Origin of the sequence: Bizionia sediminis (assembly GCF_042684585.1) — a bacterium.
Classification (GTDB): Bacteria; Bacteroidota; Bacteroidia; order Flavobacteriales; family Flavobacteriaceae; genus Algorimicrobium; species Algorimicrobium sediminis.
The window spans coordinates 1-20,645 of the sequence record NZ_JBHULS010000008.1 but is presented as its reverse complement, the minus strand read 5'-3'; the positions used below and the strand labels follow the sequence as shown (position 1 = coordinate 20,645).

The 20,645-nt window shown below is 39.0% G+C and carries 10 protein-coding genes; 5 read left to right on the top strand and 5 right to left on the bottom strand.

From position 1 onward, the window contains the following. Positions 1-137: 137 nt before the first annotated feature. Positions 138-9,935: an HYR domain-containing protein gene (locus tag ACFSQP_RS12595; protein ID WP_376895061.1), complete on the top strand. Its 9,798-nt coding sequence runs from the start codon at positions 138-140 to the stop codon at positions 9,933-9,935. 56 nt (positions 9,936-9,991) lie between these two features. After that, positions 9,992-10,867, top strand: a complete 876-nt coding sequence (locus ACFSQP_RS12590) for a PorP/SprF family type IX secretion system membrane protein (protein ID WP_376895059.1) — start codon at positions 9,992-9,994, stop codon at positions 10,865-10,867. A gap of 307 nt (positions 10,868-11,174) precedes the next feature. Here the strand turns inward: ACFSQP_RS12590 and ACFSQP_RS12585 are convergent, their stop codons facing one another. The 5 genes from ACFSQP_RS12585 to ACFSQP_RS12565 form a co-directional block, all read right to left on the bottom strand. Next, positions 11,175-11,381, bottom strand: coding sequence for a hypothetical protein (locus ACFSQP_RS12585; RefSeq protein WP_376895057.1), 207 nt, complete (start codon positions 11,379-11,381; stop codon positions 11,175-11,177). Between the two features lie 145 nt (positions 11,382-11,526). Further along, complete coding sequence (locus ACFSQP_RS12580) at positions 11,527-11,766, bottom strand: hypothetical protein (RefSeq protein WP_376895055.1); 240 nt, start codon at positions 11,764-11,766, stop codon at positions 11,527-11,529. Between the two features lie 122 nt (positions 11,767-11,888). Continuing rightward, entirely contained in the window at positions 11,889-12,296 is a 408-nt protein-coding gene (locus tag ACFSQP_RS12575) for a hypothetical protein (RefSeq protein ID WP_376895053.1), read from the bottom strand. A 177-nt stretch (positions 12,297-12,473) separates the two neighbouring features. Next, positions 12,474-13,214 carry a LytR/AlgR family response regulator transcription factor gene (locus ACFSQP_RS12570; RefSeq protein ID WP_376895051.1) on the bottom strand — a complete coding sequence of 247 codons (741 nt, stop codon included), beginning with the start codon at positions 13,212-13,214 and terminating at the stop codon, positions 12,474-12,476. A 323-nt stretch (positions 13,215-13,537) separates the two neighbouring features. Next, positions 13,538-14,278 (bottom strand): LytR/AlgR family response regulator transcription factor, encoded by a 741-nt coding sequence (locus ACFSQP_RS12565; RefSeq protein ID WP_376895049.1) that lies wholly within the window; start codon positions 14,276-14,278, stop codon positions 13,538-13,540. A gap of 653 nt (positions 14,279-14,931) precedes the next feature. Here ACFSQP_RS12565 and ACFSQP_RS12560 point away from each other — a divergent pair. The 3 genes from ACFSQP_RS12560 to ACFSQP_RS12550 all read left to right on the top strand — a co-directional run bounded on the left by ACFSQP_RS12560 (position 14,932) and on the right by ACFSQP_RS12550 (position 19,963). Further along, positions 14,932-15,435: a UpxY family transcription antiterminator gene (locus ACFSQP_RS12560; RefSeq protein ID WP_376895047.1), complete on the top strand. Its 504-nt coding sequence runs from the start codon at positions 14,932-14,934 to the stop codon at positions 15,433-15,435. Between the two features lie 533 nt (positions 15,436-15,968). After that, positions 15,969-17,102, top strand: coding sequence for a glycosyltransferase family 4 protein (locus ACFSQP_RS12555; RefSeq protein ID WP_376895045.1), 1,134 nt, complete (start codon positions 15,969-15,971; stop codon positions 17,100-17,102). 1,571 nt (positions 17,103-18,673) lie between these two features. Continuing rightward, positions 18,674-19,963: a nucleotide sugar dehydrogenase gene (locus tag ACFSQP_RS12550; protein WP_376895043.1), complete on the top strand. Its 1,290-nt coding sequence runs from the start codon at positions 18,674-18,676 to the stop codon at positions 19,961-19,963. Positions 19,964-20,645 lie beyond the last annotated feature (682 nt).

Here is a 20,645-nt window from a genome sequence, read left to right as displayed (position 1 = left end):
CGCATCTTCCAAAGCAATTCCAATACAAATTATTTTAACATGAGGGCGTGTAAACCGGGTTTTAAACAAAAATAGAACCCGCGACACAGGTATTAAAGGCATATCTAATTCATTACATACATTTTAAAACAATCCTAATGAAAAAAATTATTTTACTATTTTGTTTAATATCTAGCTTTTACGCGTTTGCTCAGTGTACACTAGAAAAAGGTTATGCCGATTTTCCGTTTACCATCGATGGGGTTACGGTTACTGGAACAGGTACTGGAGGCTTTACCAACTACGCCTATGCTTACTCATATTGCGGTGTAAACTTAAAACCTAACAGCGTTTATATTGGGCAATCCGCATCAACGTATACAAACACGTTCTCTGCCCCAGTCAATGATATGATTTACAATTTTGCTGGTGCTAATCCTGGAGAAATTATTACCGTTACTGTAAACTCTGGCACACCTACATTAACATCCTTTGGCGGCAATTGCCCGCAAAACACAATAATTACAGGTAATGTAGTTACATTTTCTGGTATTGCTGGCGGTAGCATTAAGGTGTCGTCAAGCTCACCATACACAAGTATAACGTTCTCTCATAACGGAGGTGTAGGTGGAGTATTGATGACCATGTGCTTTGATGGTGTACAAGAAGTGATATCACCACCTGATTTAAATCCTGCCTTAACTGTAGATGCTTCGGCACTATCCAATTTTACGTCTTGCTTTGGTACGTCTTCAGATGAACAAATTATAAGCGTTACAGGTACGGAGCTTATAGACGATGTTTTAGTAACAGCGCCTGCAGGTTTTGAAGTAAGTTTAACATCAGGGGGTACTTTTTCTAATTCGGTAACAATACCAGCTAATGGTACCTTACCGCTTACAAATGTTTATACTAGAACGATAAATACTGCAGCCTCGGGCTCTTTTTCTGGTGTAATTACCTTGGCATCAACGGATGTTACAACTCAAAATGTTGCGGTTGCTGCTACAGTAAACTTGGTGCCACAACCCTTAGTTGTATCCAATTCATTATGTGAAGCCAATAGTTTAGAATGGGTGGTTTTTAATACGATTACATCCACAACGGGAACAGGAATTTTGTTCGGGGATGTTACGGCTACCGTAACACACTCTAATGGTGGTATGCAAACTTCGGCAATGTTTAATCACGCCGCATTCCCTACAGCGTATAATGTACCAACTAACAACGTTGTAAGAAATGATTTTGCCGGTACGTTTACTATTGCTTTTAGCGAACCGGTTACAAATCCACAAGTCGCATTTTCAAGTATCGGAAACCCTACTTATCCTGTTGGTATTGTTACTTCTGTACCGTATCAGGTAATTTGGAATGGTTTAGGCATGACCTACTCAAATTCCACGAGTATGACTGGTGCAGAGGGGTTTACCATTGTTAGTTTTCCGGGCACGCATTCGTCCTTAACATTTGATTATTTAAATGATGAAGTGTATGTAAACATGGCATTTGGTGCGCAAAACCCAGCTTGCAACAATATTACCCTTTGTGAAGGTGAGTCGATTACATTAACAGCGTCTGGAGGCACAACATATGCTTGGAGTCCTGCTACCGGCTTAAACACAACATCGGGCAATCAAGTTATTGCAACGCCTACAGAAACCACAACTTATTCGGTTGTGGATACCTCCGATCCTTGCGCACAACCAGCCGAAGTTGTCATTACGGTTAAACCAGCTCCAGAGGCACCTGTGGTTCTTGATACTGGCAGAAAATTAATTTGTAATGGCGATACACTAGCAGACTTACAAGCCACAGTGCAAAATGACGAAACCTTACAATGGTTTGATGCTGCCACTGGTGGTAACGTGCTTTCGGATACCGAAGTATTGGTTTCTGGAACAACGTATTACGCCGAGTCCCTTGCTTCAAACGGTTGTTCCAGTGTAACCAGAACACCAGTTTACGTTTCTACTAACAATTCATTGTATTTTGATGGCGTTAATGATTATGTGTCTCTATCCGGCTTAAGTATTCAGGACGGAGCCACTGCGTTTACAATAGAGGCATGGATTAAACCCGATGCAAGCAATTTTGATGATACTAATTACCATGCTATTTTTGGAAATCAAGCTGGAAGTACATCAAATACAAGAAATCCATCAATTTATTTTAAAGAAAGTAAAATATATTTAGATACTTATGAGGACAACACCCTTAATCGTTTTGAATATTATCCGGATACGAATCAGCCCATAGTTTTTACGGAAAATAATTGGTCTCATATCGCATTAGTTAAGCAAGGTAACCAGTATATAGTATATGTAAATGGTGCGGTATGGGTAACAACACCTGCACCAAATAACGTTAATATTACCGGGCCTTATCAATTTGGCTTTATAGATAACTATTTTGCAGGGCAATTGGATGAAGTTCGTTTTTGGGATGATGCCAGAACGCAATTAGAAATTCAAAACAATATGAATACGTCTCTAACTGGCCAAGAGAATGGCTTGTTAGGATATTATACTTTCGACCAAGGTGTTGCCAATGGTGTTAATACAAGTGTTATACAATTACTGGATGCTACCACTAACAACAACACAGGAACCTTTAATAATATGTCCTTAACGGGCAATAGTAGTAATTTTGTAGAAGGCTACTTTCCACAAATAACAGGTGGCCATGAATTGCCAGTAGGTGGTAGCTTAACATTGTCGCATGTGTATCCAAATGGCACGTGGTCAATAAGTGATTCAAATATCGCTTCTATTAGTGCTAGTGGCGAAGTTACAGGACTTACAGTAGGAACTACAACAGCTATATTTACTTCTTGTGGTAATAGTGCTTCAAAATTAATTTCGGTTATTAATCCAGCACCTTCTATAACCGCTGTAAGCAATCAAGAAAGTTGCCCTAATTCAGATATACGTGTTACTGTAACAGTTGCAGATTTTGCAACGCCAGTAGATAATTTAACGCTGTCAGGAAGTTCCTCAAACACAGCTATTGTTGCTAATGCAAATATAGTGGCATCTAGTACAGGAGCAGACCGCACCATTACCATTACCCCGGTTACAGATGCACAAGGTTCAGCAACCATAACCTTAACGGTTACAAACGACTTTGGGGTAAGCGAAACAACAACTTTTGATGTCTCTTTTACAGATTCAGAATTACCTACCGTAATGACACAAGACATTACTGTACAATTAGATGCCAATGGCGAAGTTACGATTACGCCAGATTTGGTTAACAATGGCAGTACCGACAATTGTGGTTTTGATGACATGTCTCTGGATATTACAAATTTTACCTGTGAAGATATAGGCGCTAACCAAGTAATCTTATCAATTACAGATTTTAGCGGTAATGTGTCAACAGATACGGCTATTGTAACGGTTGAAGATGCTTTAGCACCTACCGTAATGACACAAGACATTACCGTACAATTAGATGCCAATGGCGAAGTTACGATTACGCCAGATTTGGTTAACAATGGCAGTACAGACAATTGTGGTTTTGATGACATGTCTCTGGATATTACAAATTTTACCTGTGAAGATATAGGCGCTAACCAAGTAATCTTATCAATTACAGATTTTAGCGGTAATGTGTCAACAGATACGGCTATTGTAACGGTTGAAGATGCTTTAGCACCTACAGTAGCCACACAAAATATTACCGTACAATTAGATGCCAACGGCGAGGCAATGATTGCTGCGTCCGACATTGATAATGGTAGCAGTGATAACTGTGGTATTGCAAGTATGACACTAAGTAGTACGAACTTTGATTGCAGTCATTTAGGAGCTAATACGGTGGTATTAACGGTAACGGATGGTAGTGGTAATGTGAGCACCATGGCAGCAGAGGTTACAGTAGAAGACACGACAGGAGCCACAGTAGTAACACAAGACATAACGTTACAACTAGATGCTAACGGCGAGGCAATGATTGCTGCGTCCGACATTGATAATGGTAGCAGTGATAACTGTGGTATTGCAAGTATGACACTAAGTAGTACGAACTTTGATTGTAGTCATTTAGGAGCAAATACAGTAACGTTAACCGTAACAGATACTAGTGGTAACGTGTCAACAGGTACGGCTACGGTAACGGTTGAAGATGCTGTGTTACCTACTGTATTCACGCAACCGCTTACTATAGAGCTAGATGCTTCCGGAACAGCAAGCATAACCGCAGATCAAGTTAATAACGGTTCGTTTGATAATTGTGCGGTGGCTTCTGTGGTTGTGTCACAAACTACGTTCGACTGTTCAAATTTAGGAACCAACACGGTAACTTTAACGGTTACAGATGTTAATGGAAACGAAAACACAGATATAGCTATAATTACCGTGCAAGATTCTATTGATCCTGTGTCTGCAGCACAAAATATAACGCTAGCCTTGGGCGCTAATGGCCAACTGGTTATTACACCCGATCAAGTAGATAATGGCTCCTCTGATAATTGTGACTTTAGCCTATTGGTTTCTCCAAACAGATTTGGAACGGCCAACGTAGGCGATAATGCCGTTATTTTAGTGGCAACAGATGCATCCGGGAATCAGGATTATAGCACGGCAATTGTTACTATTGTGGATACCACGCCTCCGGTAGCAATGACACAAGATATTACCCTTGTTTTAGATTCAAATGGTGATGTAAGTATGACACCGAATCAAATAAACAACGGTTCTACAGATAATACGGAAATAGCAAGTGTTATAGCAAGTATAACCGATTTTGATTGTACGAATTTAGGTGTGAATATGGTTACGCTAACCGTAACAGATATATACGGTAACCCGAGCACGGCTACAGCCAATGTAACTATAATTGATACCACAGCACCAACTATTACGGTGCCTGCGGATGTTGTAACAACCGCCGATGCCAATTGCGAAGCCACAACGGTAGCATTAGGCACCGCCACAACCGCCGATAACTGTGGCGTGGCTACAACCACCAACAATGCACCAGCCACATTCCCATTAGGCGACACGGTTGTAACCTGGACCGTAACAGACGCATCCGGAAATGTTACAACAGCAACACAATTAGTAACTGTAATAGATGCAAGCAGCCCAATAGTAACGGCTCCCGCCGATGTAACGGTAAGCACTAACAACAGTTGCGATGCTTTAAACGTCACATTAGGCGTACCAACGGTAAGCGATAACTGTGGTATTGCAAGTGTAACAAACGATGCGCCAGCAACCTTCCCACTAGGAATCACGGTGGTAACCTGGACCATTGCAGATGAAGCCGGAAACACCACAACGGTAACACAAAATGTAACAGTTAATGATACGGTGAATCCAACGATTGTCGCACCAGCCAACATCACGGTAGCAGCCAACGCTGCCTGCGGTGCAGAAATCGCGACATTAGGTAATGCCATTACCAACGATAATTGTGCTGTCGCTTCGGTTACCAACAATGCACCGAGTATTTTCCCATTAGGCGAAACCACAGTTATTTGGACTGTAACAGACAACGCTGGAAACACGGCAACAGATATGCAGTTCGTAACGGTTTTAGATGAAACACCACCAATTTTAACCTGTATAGACGATATTTTAGTAACAAGCGAGGACGAATTATGTGGTGCCGTAGTCACTTTTGATCCACCAACAGCAACAGATAACTGTTCTGGTGCTGGACAGACTAATACAGAAATATTTTATATCCCATTATCTCAAATTTCGTATAACGAAGATGATGCTCCTTATGTAAATACTGGTGGTCCTTTATGTAACGATACATTAGATTTTTTCGCATGTCATTACACTGGGGAGTCTATACCTGTAATAAATTTTGCATGGACGTCTACAAATCTAGAAACACCATCTTCTGTTGTGGTGGAGTTTTACCAGTCGTATTTACTTCCAAATGAATACGATTTACCACTACAAGAAGGAGATTGGTTCGAAACAGGATCCATGCCATCTCAAGGCTCACGATTACCAGATTTTAGTAATTTTCCAATTAGTTTCAATGGGAATGCAGATAATTTGTATGAAGGTCCCTATAATGTTTGTCAAAATACTATAGTTACAGTTCCTTTAAACCCAAATAGTTATGTGTCAAATGGGGAGAACGCTTTCAGTATTGCTATAGAAGACCATTGTTTAGTTTTAGATCAAAATCCAAATACAGAATGGGCAGCAGGGTCATATGCACGTGTCATTGTTACCTATTCTGAAATAGAAACAGAAATAGAAGTATTACAAACAGATACCACAGGATTAACGTCTGGTGATGTATTTCCAGTAGGAACTACAACATTGGAGTATACGGCAACAGATCCTTCAGGTAACCAAACAATCTGTTCGTTTGATGTAACAGTTACGGATACTACCAATCCAATAGTAACGGCTCCCGCCGATGTGACGGTAAGCACCAACAATAGTTGCGATGCTTTAAACGTCACATTAGGCGCACCAACGACAAGCGATAATTGTGGTATTGCAAGTGTAACAAACGATGCCCCAGCAACTTTCCCACTAGGAATCACGGTGGTAAACTGGACCATTGCAGATGAAGCAGGAAACACCACAACGGTTACACAAAATGTAACAGTTAATGACACAGTGAATCCAACCATTGTCGCACCAGCCAACATTACGGTAGCTGCCAACGCTGCCTGCGGCGCAGAAATCGCGACATTAGGTAATGCCATTACCAACGATAATTGTGCTGTCGCTTCGGTTACCAACAATGCACCGAGTATCTTCCCATTAGGGGAAACCACGGTTATTTGGACGGTAACAGACAACGCCGGAAACACGGCAACGGCCGCGCAACTGGTACAAGTAAACGATACCACAGCACCAACTATTACGGTGCCTGCGGATATTGTAACAACCGCCGATGCCAATTGCGAAGCCACAACGGTAGCATTAGGCACCGCCACAACCGCCGATAACTGTGGCGTGGCAACAACCACCAACAATGCACCAGCAACATTCCCATTAGGGGATACGGTTGTAACGTGGACTGTAACAGATAATTCAGGAAACATGACAACAGCTACACAATTAGTAAGTGTTAATGATACTGTAAACCCAATAGTAACGGCTCCCGCCGATGTAACGGTAAGCACCAACAACAGTTGCGATGCTTTAAACGTCACATTAGGCGCACCAACGGCAAGCGATAATTGTGGTATTGCAAGTGTAACAAACGATGCGCCAGCAACCTTCCCACTAGGAATCACGGTGGTAACCTGGACTATTGCAGATGAAGCCGGAAACACCACAACGGTAACACAAAATGTAACAGTTAATGATACGGTGAATCCAACGATTGTCGCACCAGCCAACATCACGGTAGCAGCCAACGCTGCCTGCGGTGCAGAAATCGCGACATTAGGTAATGCCATTACCAACGATAATTGTGGTATTGCCTCTGTAACCAACAATGCACCGAGTATTTTCCCATTAGGCGAAACCACGGTTATTTGGACGGTAACAGACAACGCCGGAAACACGGCAACGGCCGCGCAACTGGTACAAGTAAACGATACTACAGCACCAACTATTACGGTACCTGCGGATATTGTAACAACCGCCGATGCCAATTGCGAAGCCACAACGGTAGCATTGGGCACAGCCACAACAGTCGATAATTGCAACGTGATTGGGCTTGTTAATGATGCACCAGCTACATTCCCGTTAGGTGACACGGTTGTAACCTGGACCGTAACAGACGCATCCGGAAATGTTACAACAGCAACACAATTAGTAACTGTAATAGATGCAAGCAGCCCAATAGTAACGGCTCCCGCCGATGTAACGGTAAGCACCAACAACAGTTGCGATGCTTTAAACGTCACATTAGGCGCACCAACCGTAAGTGATAACTGTGGTATTGCAAGTGTAACAAACGATGCGCCAGCAACCTTCCCACTAGGAATCACGGTGGTAACCTGGACCATTGCAGATGAAGCAGGAAACACCACAACGGTAACACAAAATGTAACAGTTAATGATACGGTGAATCCAACGATTGTCGCACCAGCCAACATCACGGTAGCTGCCAACGCTGCCTGCGGTGCAGAAATCGCGACACTAGGTAATGCCATTACCAACGATAATTGTGGTATTGCCTCTGTAACCAACAATGCACCGAGTATCTTCCCATTAGGGGAAACCACGGTTATTTGGACGGTAACAGACAACGCCGGAAACACGGCAACGGCCGCGCAACTGGTACAAGTAAATGATACCACAGCACCAACTATTACGGTGCCTGCGGATATTGTAACAACCGCCGATGCCAATTGCGAAGCCACAACGGTAGCATTAGGCACCGCCACAACCGCCGATAATTGCAACGTGATTGGGCTTGTTAATGATGCACCAGCTACATTCCCATTAGGCGATACGGTTGTAACCTGGACCGTAACAGACGCATCCGGAAATGTTACAACAGCAACACAATTAGTAACTGTAATAGATGCAAGCAGCCCAATAGTAACGGCTCCCGCCGATGTAACGGTAAGCACCAACTATAGTTGCGATGCTTTAAACGTCACATTAGGCGCGCCAACCGTAAGTGATAACTGTGGTATTGCAAGTGTAACAAACGATGCGCCAGCAACCTTCCCACTAGGAATCACGGTGGTAACCTGGACTATTGCAGATGAAGCCGGAAACACCACAACGGTAACACAAAATGTCACGGTAACTGATTTAACAGCGCCGCAGGTTATTACAAGAGATCTGACTGTAATGTTAGATGCAAACGGTATGGCTAGCATAACACCAGAAATGATTAATAATGGAAGTGAGGACACTTGTTCAATTAGCAGCTTGTCTCTGGATATTTCAAGTTTCGATTGTTCAGATTTGGGTCCTAATGAGGTAACATTAACGGTAACGGATGCTAGCGGAAATTCCGCAGAAAATACAGCAATTGTAACCGTAGTGGATGCTATCAGTCCAACAGTTGCAGCAGAAAATCTAACCATATTTTTAAATGATCAAGGATTTGCAAGCATTACAACAGCAGATATTGATTCAGGCAGTTTTGATAATTGTGTTTTCACTTTAAGTTTAAGTCAGACGGAATTTAACTGCAGTCATCTGGGTGTGAATACCATTCTACTTACAGCTACAGATACCAGTGGAAATAGTAGTACGGCTGCAGCTGAAGTGACTGTATTGGATTTAACAAGTCCTGTTATAAACAGTCAAGACATCACGATTGAATTGGATGCCGCAGGGCAAGCAAGTATTACCGTAGCAGATATTGATACGGGTAGCTTTGATACGTGTAGCAACATAACTACCGAACTAGATCAGTATAGCTTTGGTTGTTCGGATGAAGGTGTTAATCAGGTTTTATACACGGTTACAGATGCTAGTGGAAACACAGCGACTGTTATTGTAAATGTAACGGTTGAAAATAACTTTATAGATTCCAATGCCGATGGGGTAAAAGATAATTGTGGTGCCGATGATGATAATGATGGTGTGCCAGATACAGAAGATAATTGTCCGTTCGCCAATAATCCCAATCAAAGTGATAATGATATGGACGGTATAGGTGATGCTTGTGACGATGATGATGATAACGATGGTGTTCCAGATGAAGACGATAATTGCCCATTTACCTACAATCCAGGTCAGGAGGACAGGAATAATAATGGTCAAGGCGATGTTTGCGATCTAAACGTTATTAATATTTCAGAAGCGATTACACCAAATGGCGATGGTATAAATGATTACTGGATGGTGTTTAATATTGAAAATTATCCAAACAACAAGGTGTCTGTTTATAACCGATGGGGCGCCCTTGTGTTCCATGCGCGGTCTTACAGAAATACCTGGGATGGCTATTATAAAAATAATAGTAAACCACTTCCAGGGGGATCCTATTTTTATCAAATTGATTTAAATGGTAACGGCGTTGTAGATTATGAAGGTTGGATATATTTAACAAGATAGAATAACAAACAAAAGGTATCATGTAGAATCCGGTATTCTACTTAAAAATATATAAAATGAAAAAAGTAATTTTTTATCTATTAGTAATCGTTTCTGGCGTTGTTATGGCGCAACAAGAAAGCACTATTGGTTTTTATCAAAACCATCTTAATTTAGTAAATCCCGCTTACAATAGTGTCGATGGGAATACCTACTTTAAAACCGGCGTTCGCAGTCAGTGGTCGGGTGTAAAAGAAGCACCAGAAACACAAGTGTTTTCATTTATGACACCTTTAAGCGATAAAATATCAATAGGGATTTCGGTTATAAACGATCAGGTTTTTATAGAAAAGCAAACCTTTGTTTCTGTAGACTTCTCGTACCGTGTCCAATTAAGTAATGCGCTTAACCTGTATATGGGTGTAAAAGCAGGTGCCAACAGTTACCGCGTAAATTCAGCAGGTTTAAGTACCTTTAATATTGTTCAAGATCCTAGTTTGGGCGATATTTCTAGAATGAATCCTAATGTTGGTGTTGGTTTTTATTTAAAGCATGAGGCTTACTTTTTGTCTGTATCCACACCTAGACTGCTAAACACCGAACGCGCCAAAAATGAGGACGGCTATGCAACTGTAGCTACAGATCGGGTTCATTATTATGTAAGTGGGGGTTACAATTTTAGTTTAAGTAAGTCCCTAGCTTTGCAGCCTACATTTATGTTTCGCTATGTTGGTGGCGCGCCGGTATCAACCGATTTCACGGCAAAATTGGTTTTAAATGATAAGTACCAAATTGCTGCCAACTTTCGAACAGATAATACTTTAGGTGGTTTGGTGCAGCTGGATATTTATAAAGGTACCGCTATTGGGTATTTATACGAATATGCGGTGAATTCCGACTTGTTAGGAAGGTCTAACGGGAGTCATGAGTTTTACTTGCAGATTCGTTTCTAGGCAAGCTATCATATCAGGTGCGTTGGCTGTTTGTTCTACCAACTACGCCAAATACAACACCCGAATTTTTAACAAAAAAAAAATGAGCGCGATGGCCTATCGTGCTCATTTTCATTTTACGGGATTTTAGCTATTCAATATAAATTTTTGTATTTACTTACATGAACACAAGTTTTAGTATAGCGCCAATTACTCGTAGGGTATGCAAACAGGAAAAAAATGGCTATAAATTTTGTAGCCCAGTAGTTGTTACGTTCAGTACTTACTACATGGCCTTGGTGCTAAAAAATGCTTTATAAAGGACGTGTCAGATATTCGGGTTGTATATAATTATGGCCGATCCAACTTCTTTACTAATAGCATATTTAACATCTATTACCTGAATGCCTTTTGCATAAAAAGCGCTTAATTCCTCGTTTATAAGAAATTCTAATTTAGAAGGCCTATCGGCCATAACAACTTTAGTGCGTTTTTCCAAAAGGGGCATGTTTTGGTTATCTGTTGCGGGTTTCATCCTGTCCATTTTTTTAATAAGCTGTTGTTTTGTAGTTTAAAATGTATAATTAATATGTTAGTTGACGGAATTGGTATTTTACACAGTGTACCTTTCAGGGGTATTTAAGGGAAACGTGCACCAAATTACCCAACTTCAAAAAAATCTACCCCCGGACTTTAAAGAGACTATTGTTTTCAATATCGGCATATACATTTAAAAGCGCGTTATAAATAGCCTCCTGTTTGTCTGTTTCATTTAACATGGTTGCTTGTTGTAGTTGGCGTATTTTTTTAGCTCCAGACTTAACCGCTTTTTTAGTGCCTAAAAAATGTGGTTCGGAGCTGTTTAAAATGCCAATTTGAATACCTTTTCGGAAGGTGTGCAGCCAGTTTTGTGTTCCCAATTTCTCAAAAATACCTTGCCTTAAAATTCTAAATTTAGGCGTGCTTAATTCAAGATTCTTTCGAATATATTGCGCGCTTCGGCCTTTAAACTTTAGTTTAATTAAAGTAATTTCTACCTCTGTTAGTTTGTTTGTTTCAGTTTGGTTGTTGTAGGCTTGAAGAATGTTTTTTTGGTACTTAAGTAAAACTTAAACACGGCTTTTTGCATGGCCGCCGGTTTATCTATTTGTAAGAGATGCGAAACTTGCTTTAAAGCAATTTGTTTAACCAAATCATCTACATAATCCGATTTGTTAAGGTGTCCTTGCTCCAGGGCCAAAGCAATAATTTGGCACCAGTTTTTAGTTTTAAATTTGGAATAAATGGTAAAGCGGAGTCTGTTAATTTTTAGTTTTTCTAGGTTTAAAAAATCGCATATGGTATCGCTATTCATGCCATGGGCGTGCAGGCGCAAGTAAAAAACTTCTAGATGGTTTAAACTTATTTGATTGGTGTAATTTCTTTTCTGGATATTGTAGGTTTGGGACATTGTGATTGGGGTTTAAAAAACTAATTTGTTTTCATAAAGGAAAATTCATGAAAGGTTGTTATTAGTATTAAATTTAATTTTAAGGAACTGATTTTAAATCTGCACCTGCAATTCATTTTACGTATGTTGGTTGTTATCAAGAGGGTCATTTTATCAAAGTTGTTGGTACATAACGCGTTATTCCATGTTTAAAAGGCGCCGTAATTCAGCCTGGCGGCGTTTGGCAATGGGCAAGCTACTGCCGTTTGTTAATTCAAAGTAATTACCAGCGTGTTTATTCATGTTTACAACTTTATTCAGGTTAACAATGTAGCCGTGGTGAATTCTGAAAAATTGTTTGGTATTTAAGGTTTTCTCGTAAAAGCCAATATTCCTATTAGCAACTTTGGTAGCGCCATTACTTAAATAAAACACGGTGTGTTTACCCTCGGCTTCTAAATAGAGTACCTCATCTGCCTTTACTATGGCAATGCGGTTTGCTTTAGGTATGGCAATTAAATTGGAACTAACGGTGGTTGTGTTAAATTCTAGAATACGTTTATTTAAACTGGTTATGGCCTTATCTATGGCTACAATAAATTGCGCTAATTTTACAGGTTTTAAAATATAACTAACCGGTTTAGGCTGCCCGTTTAAGGCTTTTATGGCATACTGACTATGGGCGGTAATAAAAATGATTTCAACTGGGTGGTCCGGTAGACTGTCTAGCAAGGCAAAGCTGGTTTCATTATTGCCTAGTTCTATATCTAAAAGCATAATAGAAGGCTGGTGTGTTTGGCATATGTCTGTAGCATCTTTTAAATTGAAGGCCTTTAAAATCGTCCCCACAGTTTCAGAGCAGTAGGTGGTTAGCATAAACTCTAATAATCGCACATTGGCAATATTATCGTCTACAATCAGCGTAGTATATTTATGCATACTTAAATAAATCTATTAATTTTAAACCACAGCTTCGCCCGGAAACGAATGTTAGTTTCTTAAAATTTAAAAATGATTACGAAATATTGGTCCGTTTTCGTGGTACGGTTGATTAATAGCTTATTGTTGACACATTTATGTTCTAAAGATAATTTTTTCTATGTTAATAGAAGGGTAAAATGTAACAAGCGGCTCAAATTTGACATAAGTGAGCAGTAAAATATCAAAACAAGTAATTTTCTGAAAAATTAATTACTTAAATTACCTAGTGTATAAAAAAAGCTGTAAGATGGTTGTTTGTCTGGCTTAAAAAGCTGATTATCTTATTTTATGTTTAATAATTTCTGAAGTTGTTCTTGGCGGCGTTTGGCAATAGGTAAATTTTTACCGTTGGAAAGTTCAAAGTAATTGCCAGACGATTTGTTAATATTGGTAACCATGTTTAGGTTTACAATAAAACTGTGGTGTATTCTAAAGAATTGTTTGGGATTAAGCTGTTTTTCGTATTCGCCAATATTTCTACACGCTATTTTTTGGCGTCCTTCGGCCAAATGAAAAATGGTGTAGCGTCCTTGTGCTTCAAGATAAAAAATAGCCTCTGGTTTTAAAATTTCTATTCTATTAGCAGAGGGTATGGCCAAAAAAATGGAATAGGCAGTGGGGTTTTCCGTGTTTTTGTAAGACGCTTTTGTTTCTAGTTTTTTCATGGCCTTGTCCATAGCGCCAATAAAAATAGGTAGTTTAACAGGTTTTAAAATATAACTAACAGCCTGCGATTCGTTTATAGCTTGTATGGCGTATTCTTTGTAGGAGGTTATAAAAATAACTTCTGCTTTGGCATTGGGAATGGATTCTAATAAAGAAAAACTGGTTTCGTTTTTTCCTAAAACAATATCCAAAAGTAAAATGTCTGGATGGTTTTTTAAACAAGATGCAATGGCGTCATCCACAGTTTTTGCTGTGTAAATTTTGCCAACGGCGTTGCAATAAGTAGTTAACATGTACTCTAAAATCTTGATGCTGGTGGCATCGTCGTCTACTATTAAAACATCGTATTTTTGCATGCACTTTTCTTTAAGGCTTTCATAAAGCTATTTACAACACCGCTGTAAAACAGGCTTTTTAACAAAGATAAGGCTACTTTTAAAAAAAACCGCTTGTAAAATTAAAGGATAATCAAGGTTTTAACAAACCTTTTCATGGTAAAATACGTTTTAGCTTGCTTTGTTAGGAATTCACGGGCGGCTGGTTGCTTTTTTTTGAATTTTTAATAATTTGATTATCAGGTAGTTGTTTCTGTTAATAATAAAAAACGTGTTTGGTGTTATTTTTTTTGCAAATTCACGTTACGTACCGGTGTGTAACTAGTGTGTGCTTTTTGTTGTAAGAAAATGTAGCCGAAAAAAATGTAGGCTGTAGTGGGTTACCTACGTTACAAAACAAATAAAGGCGAGATGAATCTCGCCTTTTAAAGAATCCACAAACTTTAAACCTACTTTAATTTGTGAATGGTAAAAATAAAACACAATGGGAATACTGACTATATAAATGAAACAACTGTCCCATTGGTGTAATAAGTGGTTTTAATAGTATGTAGTAACACGCCAAAATTGGTTGTGCCACTTTGTTAAACTTCAAAAAAGAGGCGTGCAAATAGTTGTAATCCTTTTATTTATTGATATTTTTGGACTGAAAAAATTTGAATGAAGCTATTAATATGAGTTCTCGGAAATGGTATGTCCTGTATGTAAAACGACAGCATGAGCGCAAAGTGGAAAAACGCATTAACGATGAAATTCCTGATGTAGAGGCCTTTTGTCCTACGCGCACAGAAATAAGGACATGGAGCGATCGGAAAAAAAAGCTACAAGTACCCATTTTTAATGGGTTGGTGTTTGTGTGCTGCGAAGATAAACACCGTGCCGCGGTATTTCAAATTCCTGGCACCATGGCCTATTTGCACGAACAGGGTAAACCGGGCATTGTTAAAAACAACGAAATTTCACACCTTAAATCCTTGTTGGAAAACCCGAATATTACCCAACATACAGTGGAACAGTGGCAGCCTGGAAATAAAATTGCGTTAGATGCCTTTGGTTTTCAAAATCAAGAAGGCGTTATTCAAAAGAAAACGAAAAACAAATTATGGGTGGTGTTAACCGCATTGGGTTTTGTGGTTACCTTTCAATTAAAAGACGACACCTTAAAAACGGCCTATTAATACTTGTTTTTTTACAAAGCAGCCACGCGTAAATTTTTTAGTTTTAAATACTGGTACGCATTGTAATTAATTGTATTTTTGTCGATTAACGTGTTGGTTTTCTCGTTAGAAGGTTGTTTTTGTCTCGTGAATGACATGTCCGGATGTTAAAAAAAACAAAATAATTTTGGGAACTAAAAAGCGTTTACTCGTTTTATATTCGATAGCAAAACTGAAAGCGCTTGTTCAAAAAGCGACTAACACCTTTGAAAACAGTTAAAGCTGTCTGTTTAGCTGTTTATTGCAACGCCCTGTAACATAGGGCGTCATTTTAAAAACAATACCATTTAAAAGCCTAAAATGTAACAGGTTGTAGCGAAGCTGTATTCAAGCCTCACAATACACGCTCCAAACAACACGTGGTTTCAGTTTTATTTCAAAAAAAAACGTTATTAATCCAAATCAAATAATGCCTACTTTAACGTATACCAATATCCATTTTGTTTGTGTGTAGTATATAGCGGTAGCCATTAGAAAAAATTAGTACCATTCTTATGGATAATTTTCCCTCAAATCATCAAGACATTGCAGCGTTTTTCGCGCATCACCACGAGTTGTGTGCCTTGGCAACGGTGTTTTTCTCCTTACTAGTTACCCTTATAGTTATGCCTCGGGTAATTGCAATTAGCAAAGCCAAAAACCTAATTGCGCAAACTAACAACAGAACCTCGCACAAAGGCATTGTGCCAACCCTAGGCGGTGTGGGCGTGTTTACCGGTTTGCTACTAACCGTAAATATTGCCGCTTTGGTGTTTGCATCTTACGGACAATTAATCGATTTAGTTGTTTTCAACATTCTGGTGTTGTTATTGCTTCTTATTGGAGTTTCAGACGATTTAATGCCTTTAGCGCCGCGCAAAAAAATGGCCTTTCTTTTTGCCATTGCTTGTATTTTCGCCGTGGCCACCAATATTCAAATAATTAGTTTTTCAGGACTTTTTGGTATTCAAAATATACCCAACTATATAGGGTTACCGTTTAGCGTATTCGTTATGGTGCTTATTATAAACGCTTATAATTTAATTGACGGTATAGATGGTTTAGCCGGTGTGTTGGGTGCTGTAATTTCGGCAGTTTTGGCGGTTACGTTTTATGTAAGCGGCCACTTTTTCTACGCGCTCATTTCCCTGTCTTTGGTGGGGTCGTTAAGCGCGTTTTTAGTTTACAACTTTTCGCATCAGCGCAAAATATTTTTAGGCGATACGGGCTCTATGGTTGTGGGGTTTGTTTTGGCCTTTCAAATTGTATTGTTCTTAAGTTTGGGCGCTAAAAGTCAAGCCGATGTTTTTAAAAACGCCCCCATTTTTGTAATGGCCTTGTTGTCTTATCCATTATTAGACACGTTACGCGTGTTTATGGTGCGCATTCGGAAGGGAAAAAATCCGTTTTTAGCCGATCGGAATCATATACATCATCATTTAATCGATTTGGGATTATCGCATAAATACGCCACGTTGGCCATTGGGTGTTATACTATTATCATGACGGCTTTGGCTTATGCGACACACGATTTATCCATTAATGTAACCTTTGCATTTATGTTGCCAACCTCCATGTTGCTGTTAGGGTTGCCGTTTTGTATAAAACGTACCAAAAACAAATACATTTTTGGTTTGCCAACATTCTAATCATGTGGGCATACTATATGAAAGCGGTTATACCAACATAAAGTAAAACCGCAACACTTGGCCTAGATTTTTTTGGTTACTTTTTTGATCAATGCAAAAAAGTAATAACAAGCTTAAAAATCAAAACGGTTATTAAACCAGAAACCAATAAACTTAAAACCCACAAATAAAAGTTTCATGAAGAAGCATCAAGCTAAATCAAAAAGCCAAAACAAACTGAAACCGCAATATTTGGCCTATTTTTAATTTTCGTAGTAAAACAATTAAAACCTGCAGTTAGGGCAGCGGAGGATGACCTAGCGCAGCGATTGTCATCCGCAGGATAAAGGTTTTAAGCTGTTTTCAAGAAAATTAAAATCAGCCTAGATTTTTTTGGTTACTTTTTTGATCAATGCAAAAAAGTAATAACAACCTTAAAAATCAAAATGGTTATTACACCAGAAACCAATAAACTAAAACCCATAAATGAAAGTTTCATGAAGAAGCATTAAGCTAAATCAAAAAGCCAAAACAAACTGAAACCGCAACATTTGGCCTATTTTTAATTTTCGTAGTAAAACAATTAAAACCTGCAGTTAGGGCAGCGGAGGATGACCTAGCGCAGCGATTGTCATCCGCAGGATAAAGGTTTTAAGCCGTTTTCAAGAAAATTAAAATCAGCCTAGATTTTTTTGGTTACTTTTTTGATCAATGCAAAAAAGTAATGGTAACCTTAAAAATCAAAACGGTTATTAAACCCGAAACTAATAAACTAAAACCCATAAATGAAAGCTTCATGAAGAAGCTAAAACCAACAATAAAAAAACCAAAATAAGTAAAACCGCAACATGTTATTGGGCCTATTTTTATTTTCGTAGTAAAACAGTTAAAACCTGCAGTTGGGGCAGCGGAGGATGACCTAGCGCAGCGATTGTCATCCGCAGGATAAAGGTTTTAAGCCGTTTTCAAGAAAATTAAAATCAGCCTAGATTTTTTTGGTTACTTTTTTGATCAATGCAAAAAAGTAATAACAAGCTAAAAAATCAAAACTGTTATTAAACCCGAAACCAATAAACTAAAACCCACAAATAAAAGCTTCATGAAGAAGCTAAAACCAACAATAAAAAAACAGCGTTGTTAAACCACAACATGTCATTTGGCCTATTTTTAATTTTTGTAGTAAAACAATTAAAACCTGCAGTTAGGGCAGCGGAGGATGACCTAGCGCAGCGATTGTCATCCGCAGGCTAAAGGTTTTAAGCCGTTTTCAAGAAAATTAAAATCAGCCTAGATTTTTTTGGTTACTTTTTTGATCAATGCAAAAAAGTAATGACAACCTTAAAAATCAAAACGGCTATTAAACCAGAAACCAATAAAAAGGCGTTATTAAAACCTTCTTTAAAAGTCGTTCAAAAAGAAAAAATTACATAACGCGTATCACGACTTTTCAACAGGCAAAAAAAGACCCTAAAAAAGCCTAAAAAAATAGGTTTCAAAATTTAAAAACCCCAAGTATTTTAAAATACAAGGAGTTCAAACATAAAAACAACAACAATAACAATAACAACCATTTACACCATAAAACACCGTATATGACAATAGCAATTATTGGTTTAGGTTACGTAGGCCTACCACTAGCCCGTTTATTTGCAACAAAATACCCTGTAATTGGGTTCGATGTAAACAGCCAGCGCGTAGCGGCCTTACAAAACGGACACGATAGCACGTTAGAAGTTTCGGACGAAGCCTTAAAAGCGGTTACGGTTTCTAGTCCAGAAGCCTTACTAGAAAACCAAGCGGCTTCCGGCTTGTTTTGCACGGAAAATCCCAATTTAATAGCAAATTGTACCCATTATATTGTAACGGTACCAACGCCAGTAGACAAGCACAACAGACCCGATTTAACCCCCTTGTTAAAGGCAAGCGAAACGGTGGGCGCGGTATTAAAGCCAAACGACATTGTTATTTACGAATCTACCGTATATCCGGGTGCCACGGAGGATTCCTGTGTTCCGATATTGGAAAAGTGCAGTGGCTTAATTTTTAACCGTGATTTTTTTGTGGGCTATTCACCCGAGCGTATTAATCCGGGCGACAAAGAGCATACCGTAGAAAAAATCCTGAAAGTCACCTCTGGCTCCACACCAGAAACAGGCCAACAAGTAGACGCTTTGTATAAAAAAGTCATTACTGCGGGCACGCATTTAGCGCCCAGTATAAAAGTTGCCGAAGCCGCCAAAGTGATTGAAAATGCGCAACGCGACATAAACATAGCCTTTGTAAACGAGTTGGCAAAAATATTTAACCGCATGGATATTGATACCCGTGCAGTTTTGGAAGCTGCTGGAACCAAATGGAACTTTTTAAAATTCAAACCAGGTTTAGTAGGTGGTCATTGTATAGGTGTGGATCCGTATTATTTGGCTCAAAAGGCTCAAGAAGTGGGCTATCATCCTGAAATTATTTTAGCAGGTCGCCGCATGAACGATTCTATGGGCACCTATGTTGCTTCGGAGGTGGTAAAGCGCATGCTGCAAAACGATTTAAAAGTGAAGGGCTCTAAAATTCTCATGTTAGGCATTACCTTTAAAGAAGACTGTCCCGATGTGCGTAACACCAAGGTGGTAGATGTGGTAAGCGAATTAAAACAATACGGAGCTTCGGTATGTATATACGATCCGTTAGCCGATCCAACCGATGTGGCGCGCGAATACCAACTAGAAACCACCCAAACCCTACCAACAGACACCTATGATGCCATTGTATTAGCCGTGGCTCATAAGGAATTTATGACTTTAAATTTTGATGCGCTCAAAACTAAAAATGCGGTTGTTTATGATGTTAAAGGCGTGTTAGGCAATCAAGCCACAGCCACGCTATAAGGTTACTTGACGGTTACTGGTAATTGGTTTTTTTAGGTTGAAATATTAGTGAAATTAAAATCAGCCTAGATTTTTTTGCTTACTTTTTTGATCAATGCAAAAAAGTAATAACAAGCTAAAAAATCAAAACGGTTATTAAACCCGAAACCAATAAACTAAAACCCACAAATAAAAGTTTCATGAAGAAGCATCAAGCTAAATCAAAAAGCCAAAACAAACTGAAACCGCAACATTTGGCCTACTTTTCATTTTCGTAGTAAAACAATTAAAACCTGCAGTTAGGGCAGCGGAGGATGACCTAGCGCAGCGATTGTCATCCGCAGGATAAAGGTTTTAAGCCGTTTTCAAGAAAATTAAAATCAGCCTAGATTTTTTTGGTTACTTTTTTGATCAATGCAAAAAAGTAATCACAACTTTAAAAACAGAAAAATATTTAAAAACACATTACGGAAAAATGTATTTGGGAAAGCGCCTCAAATCTTATTTCACAAGTCAAGAAAAATAAAAATGAACCTACAAGAATTTAAATCACTAGAAAATAAAAACATATTAGTAACAGGGGGAGCTGGGTTCAACCCGTGAAATAAAGGCAATGGAGGGATTTTACTATACATATATTTTAGTAAGTGAAAAAGACGGTAAAAACTATACAGGATATACTTCTAACTTGCCTTTAAGATTT

Coding starts and splice junctions, on each gene's coding strand:
- ACFSQP_RS12595 (WP_376895061.1), top strand. CDS start 138: ATGAAAAAAATTATTTTACTATTTTGTTTAATATCTAGCTTTTACGCG.
- ACFSQP_RS12590 (WP_376895059.1), top strand. CDS start 9,992: ATGAAAAAAGTAATTTTTTATCTATTAGTAATCGTTTCTGGCGTTGTT.
- ACFSQP_RS12585 (WP_376895057.1), bottom strand. CDS start 11,381: ATGAAACCCGCAACAGATAACCAAAACATGCCCCTTTTGGAAAAACGC.
- ACFSQP_RS12575 (WP_376895053.1), bottom strand. CDS start 12,296: ATGTCCCAAACCTACAATATCCAGAAAAGAAATTACACCAATCAAATA.
- ACFSQP_RS12570 (WP_376895051.1), bottom strand. CDS start 13,214: ATGCATAAATATACTACGCTGATTGTAGACGATAATATTGCCAATGTG.
- ACFSQP_RS12565 (WP_376895049.1), bottom strand. CDS start 14,278: ATGCAAAAATACGATGTTTTAATAGTAGACGACGATGCCACCAGCATC.
- ACFSQP_RS12560 (WP_376895047.1), top strand. CDS start 14,932: ATGAGTTCTCGGAAATGGTATGTCCTGTATGTAAAACGACAGCATGAG.
- ACFSQP_RS12555 (WP_376895045.1), top strand. CDS start 15,969: ATGGATAATTTTCCCTCAAATCATCAAGACATTGCAGCGTTTTTCGCG.
- ACFSQP_RS12550 (WP_376895043.1), top strand. CDS start 18,674: ATGACAATAGCAATTATTGGTTTAGGTTACGTAGGCCTACCACTAGCC.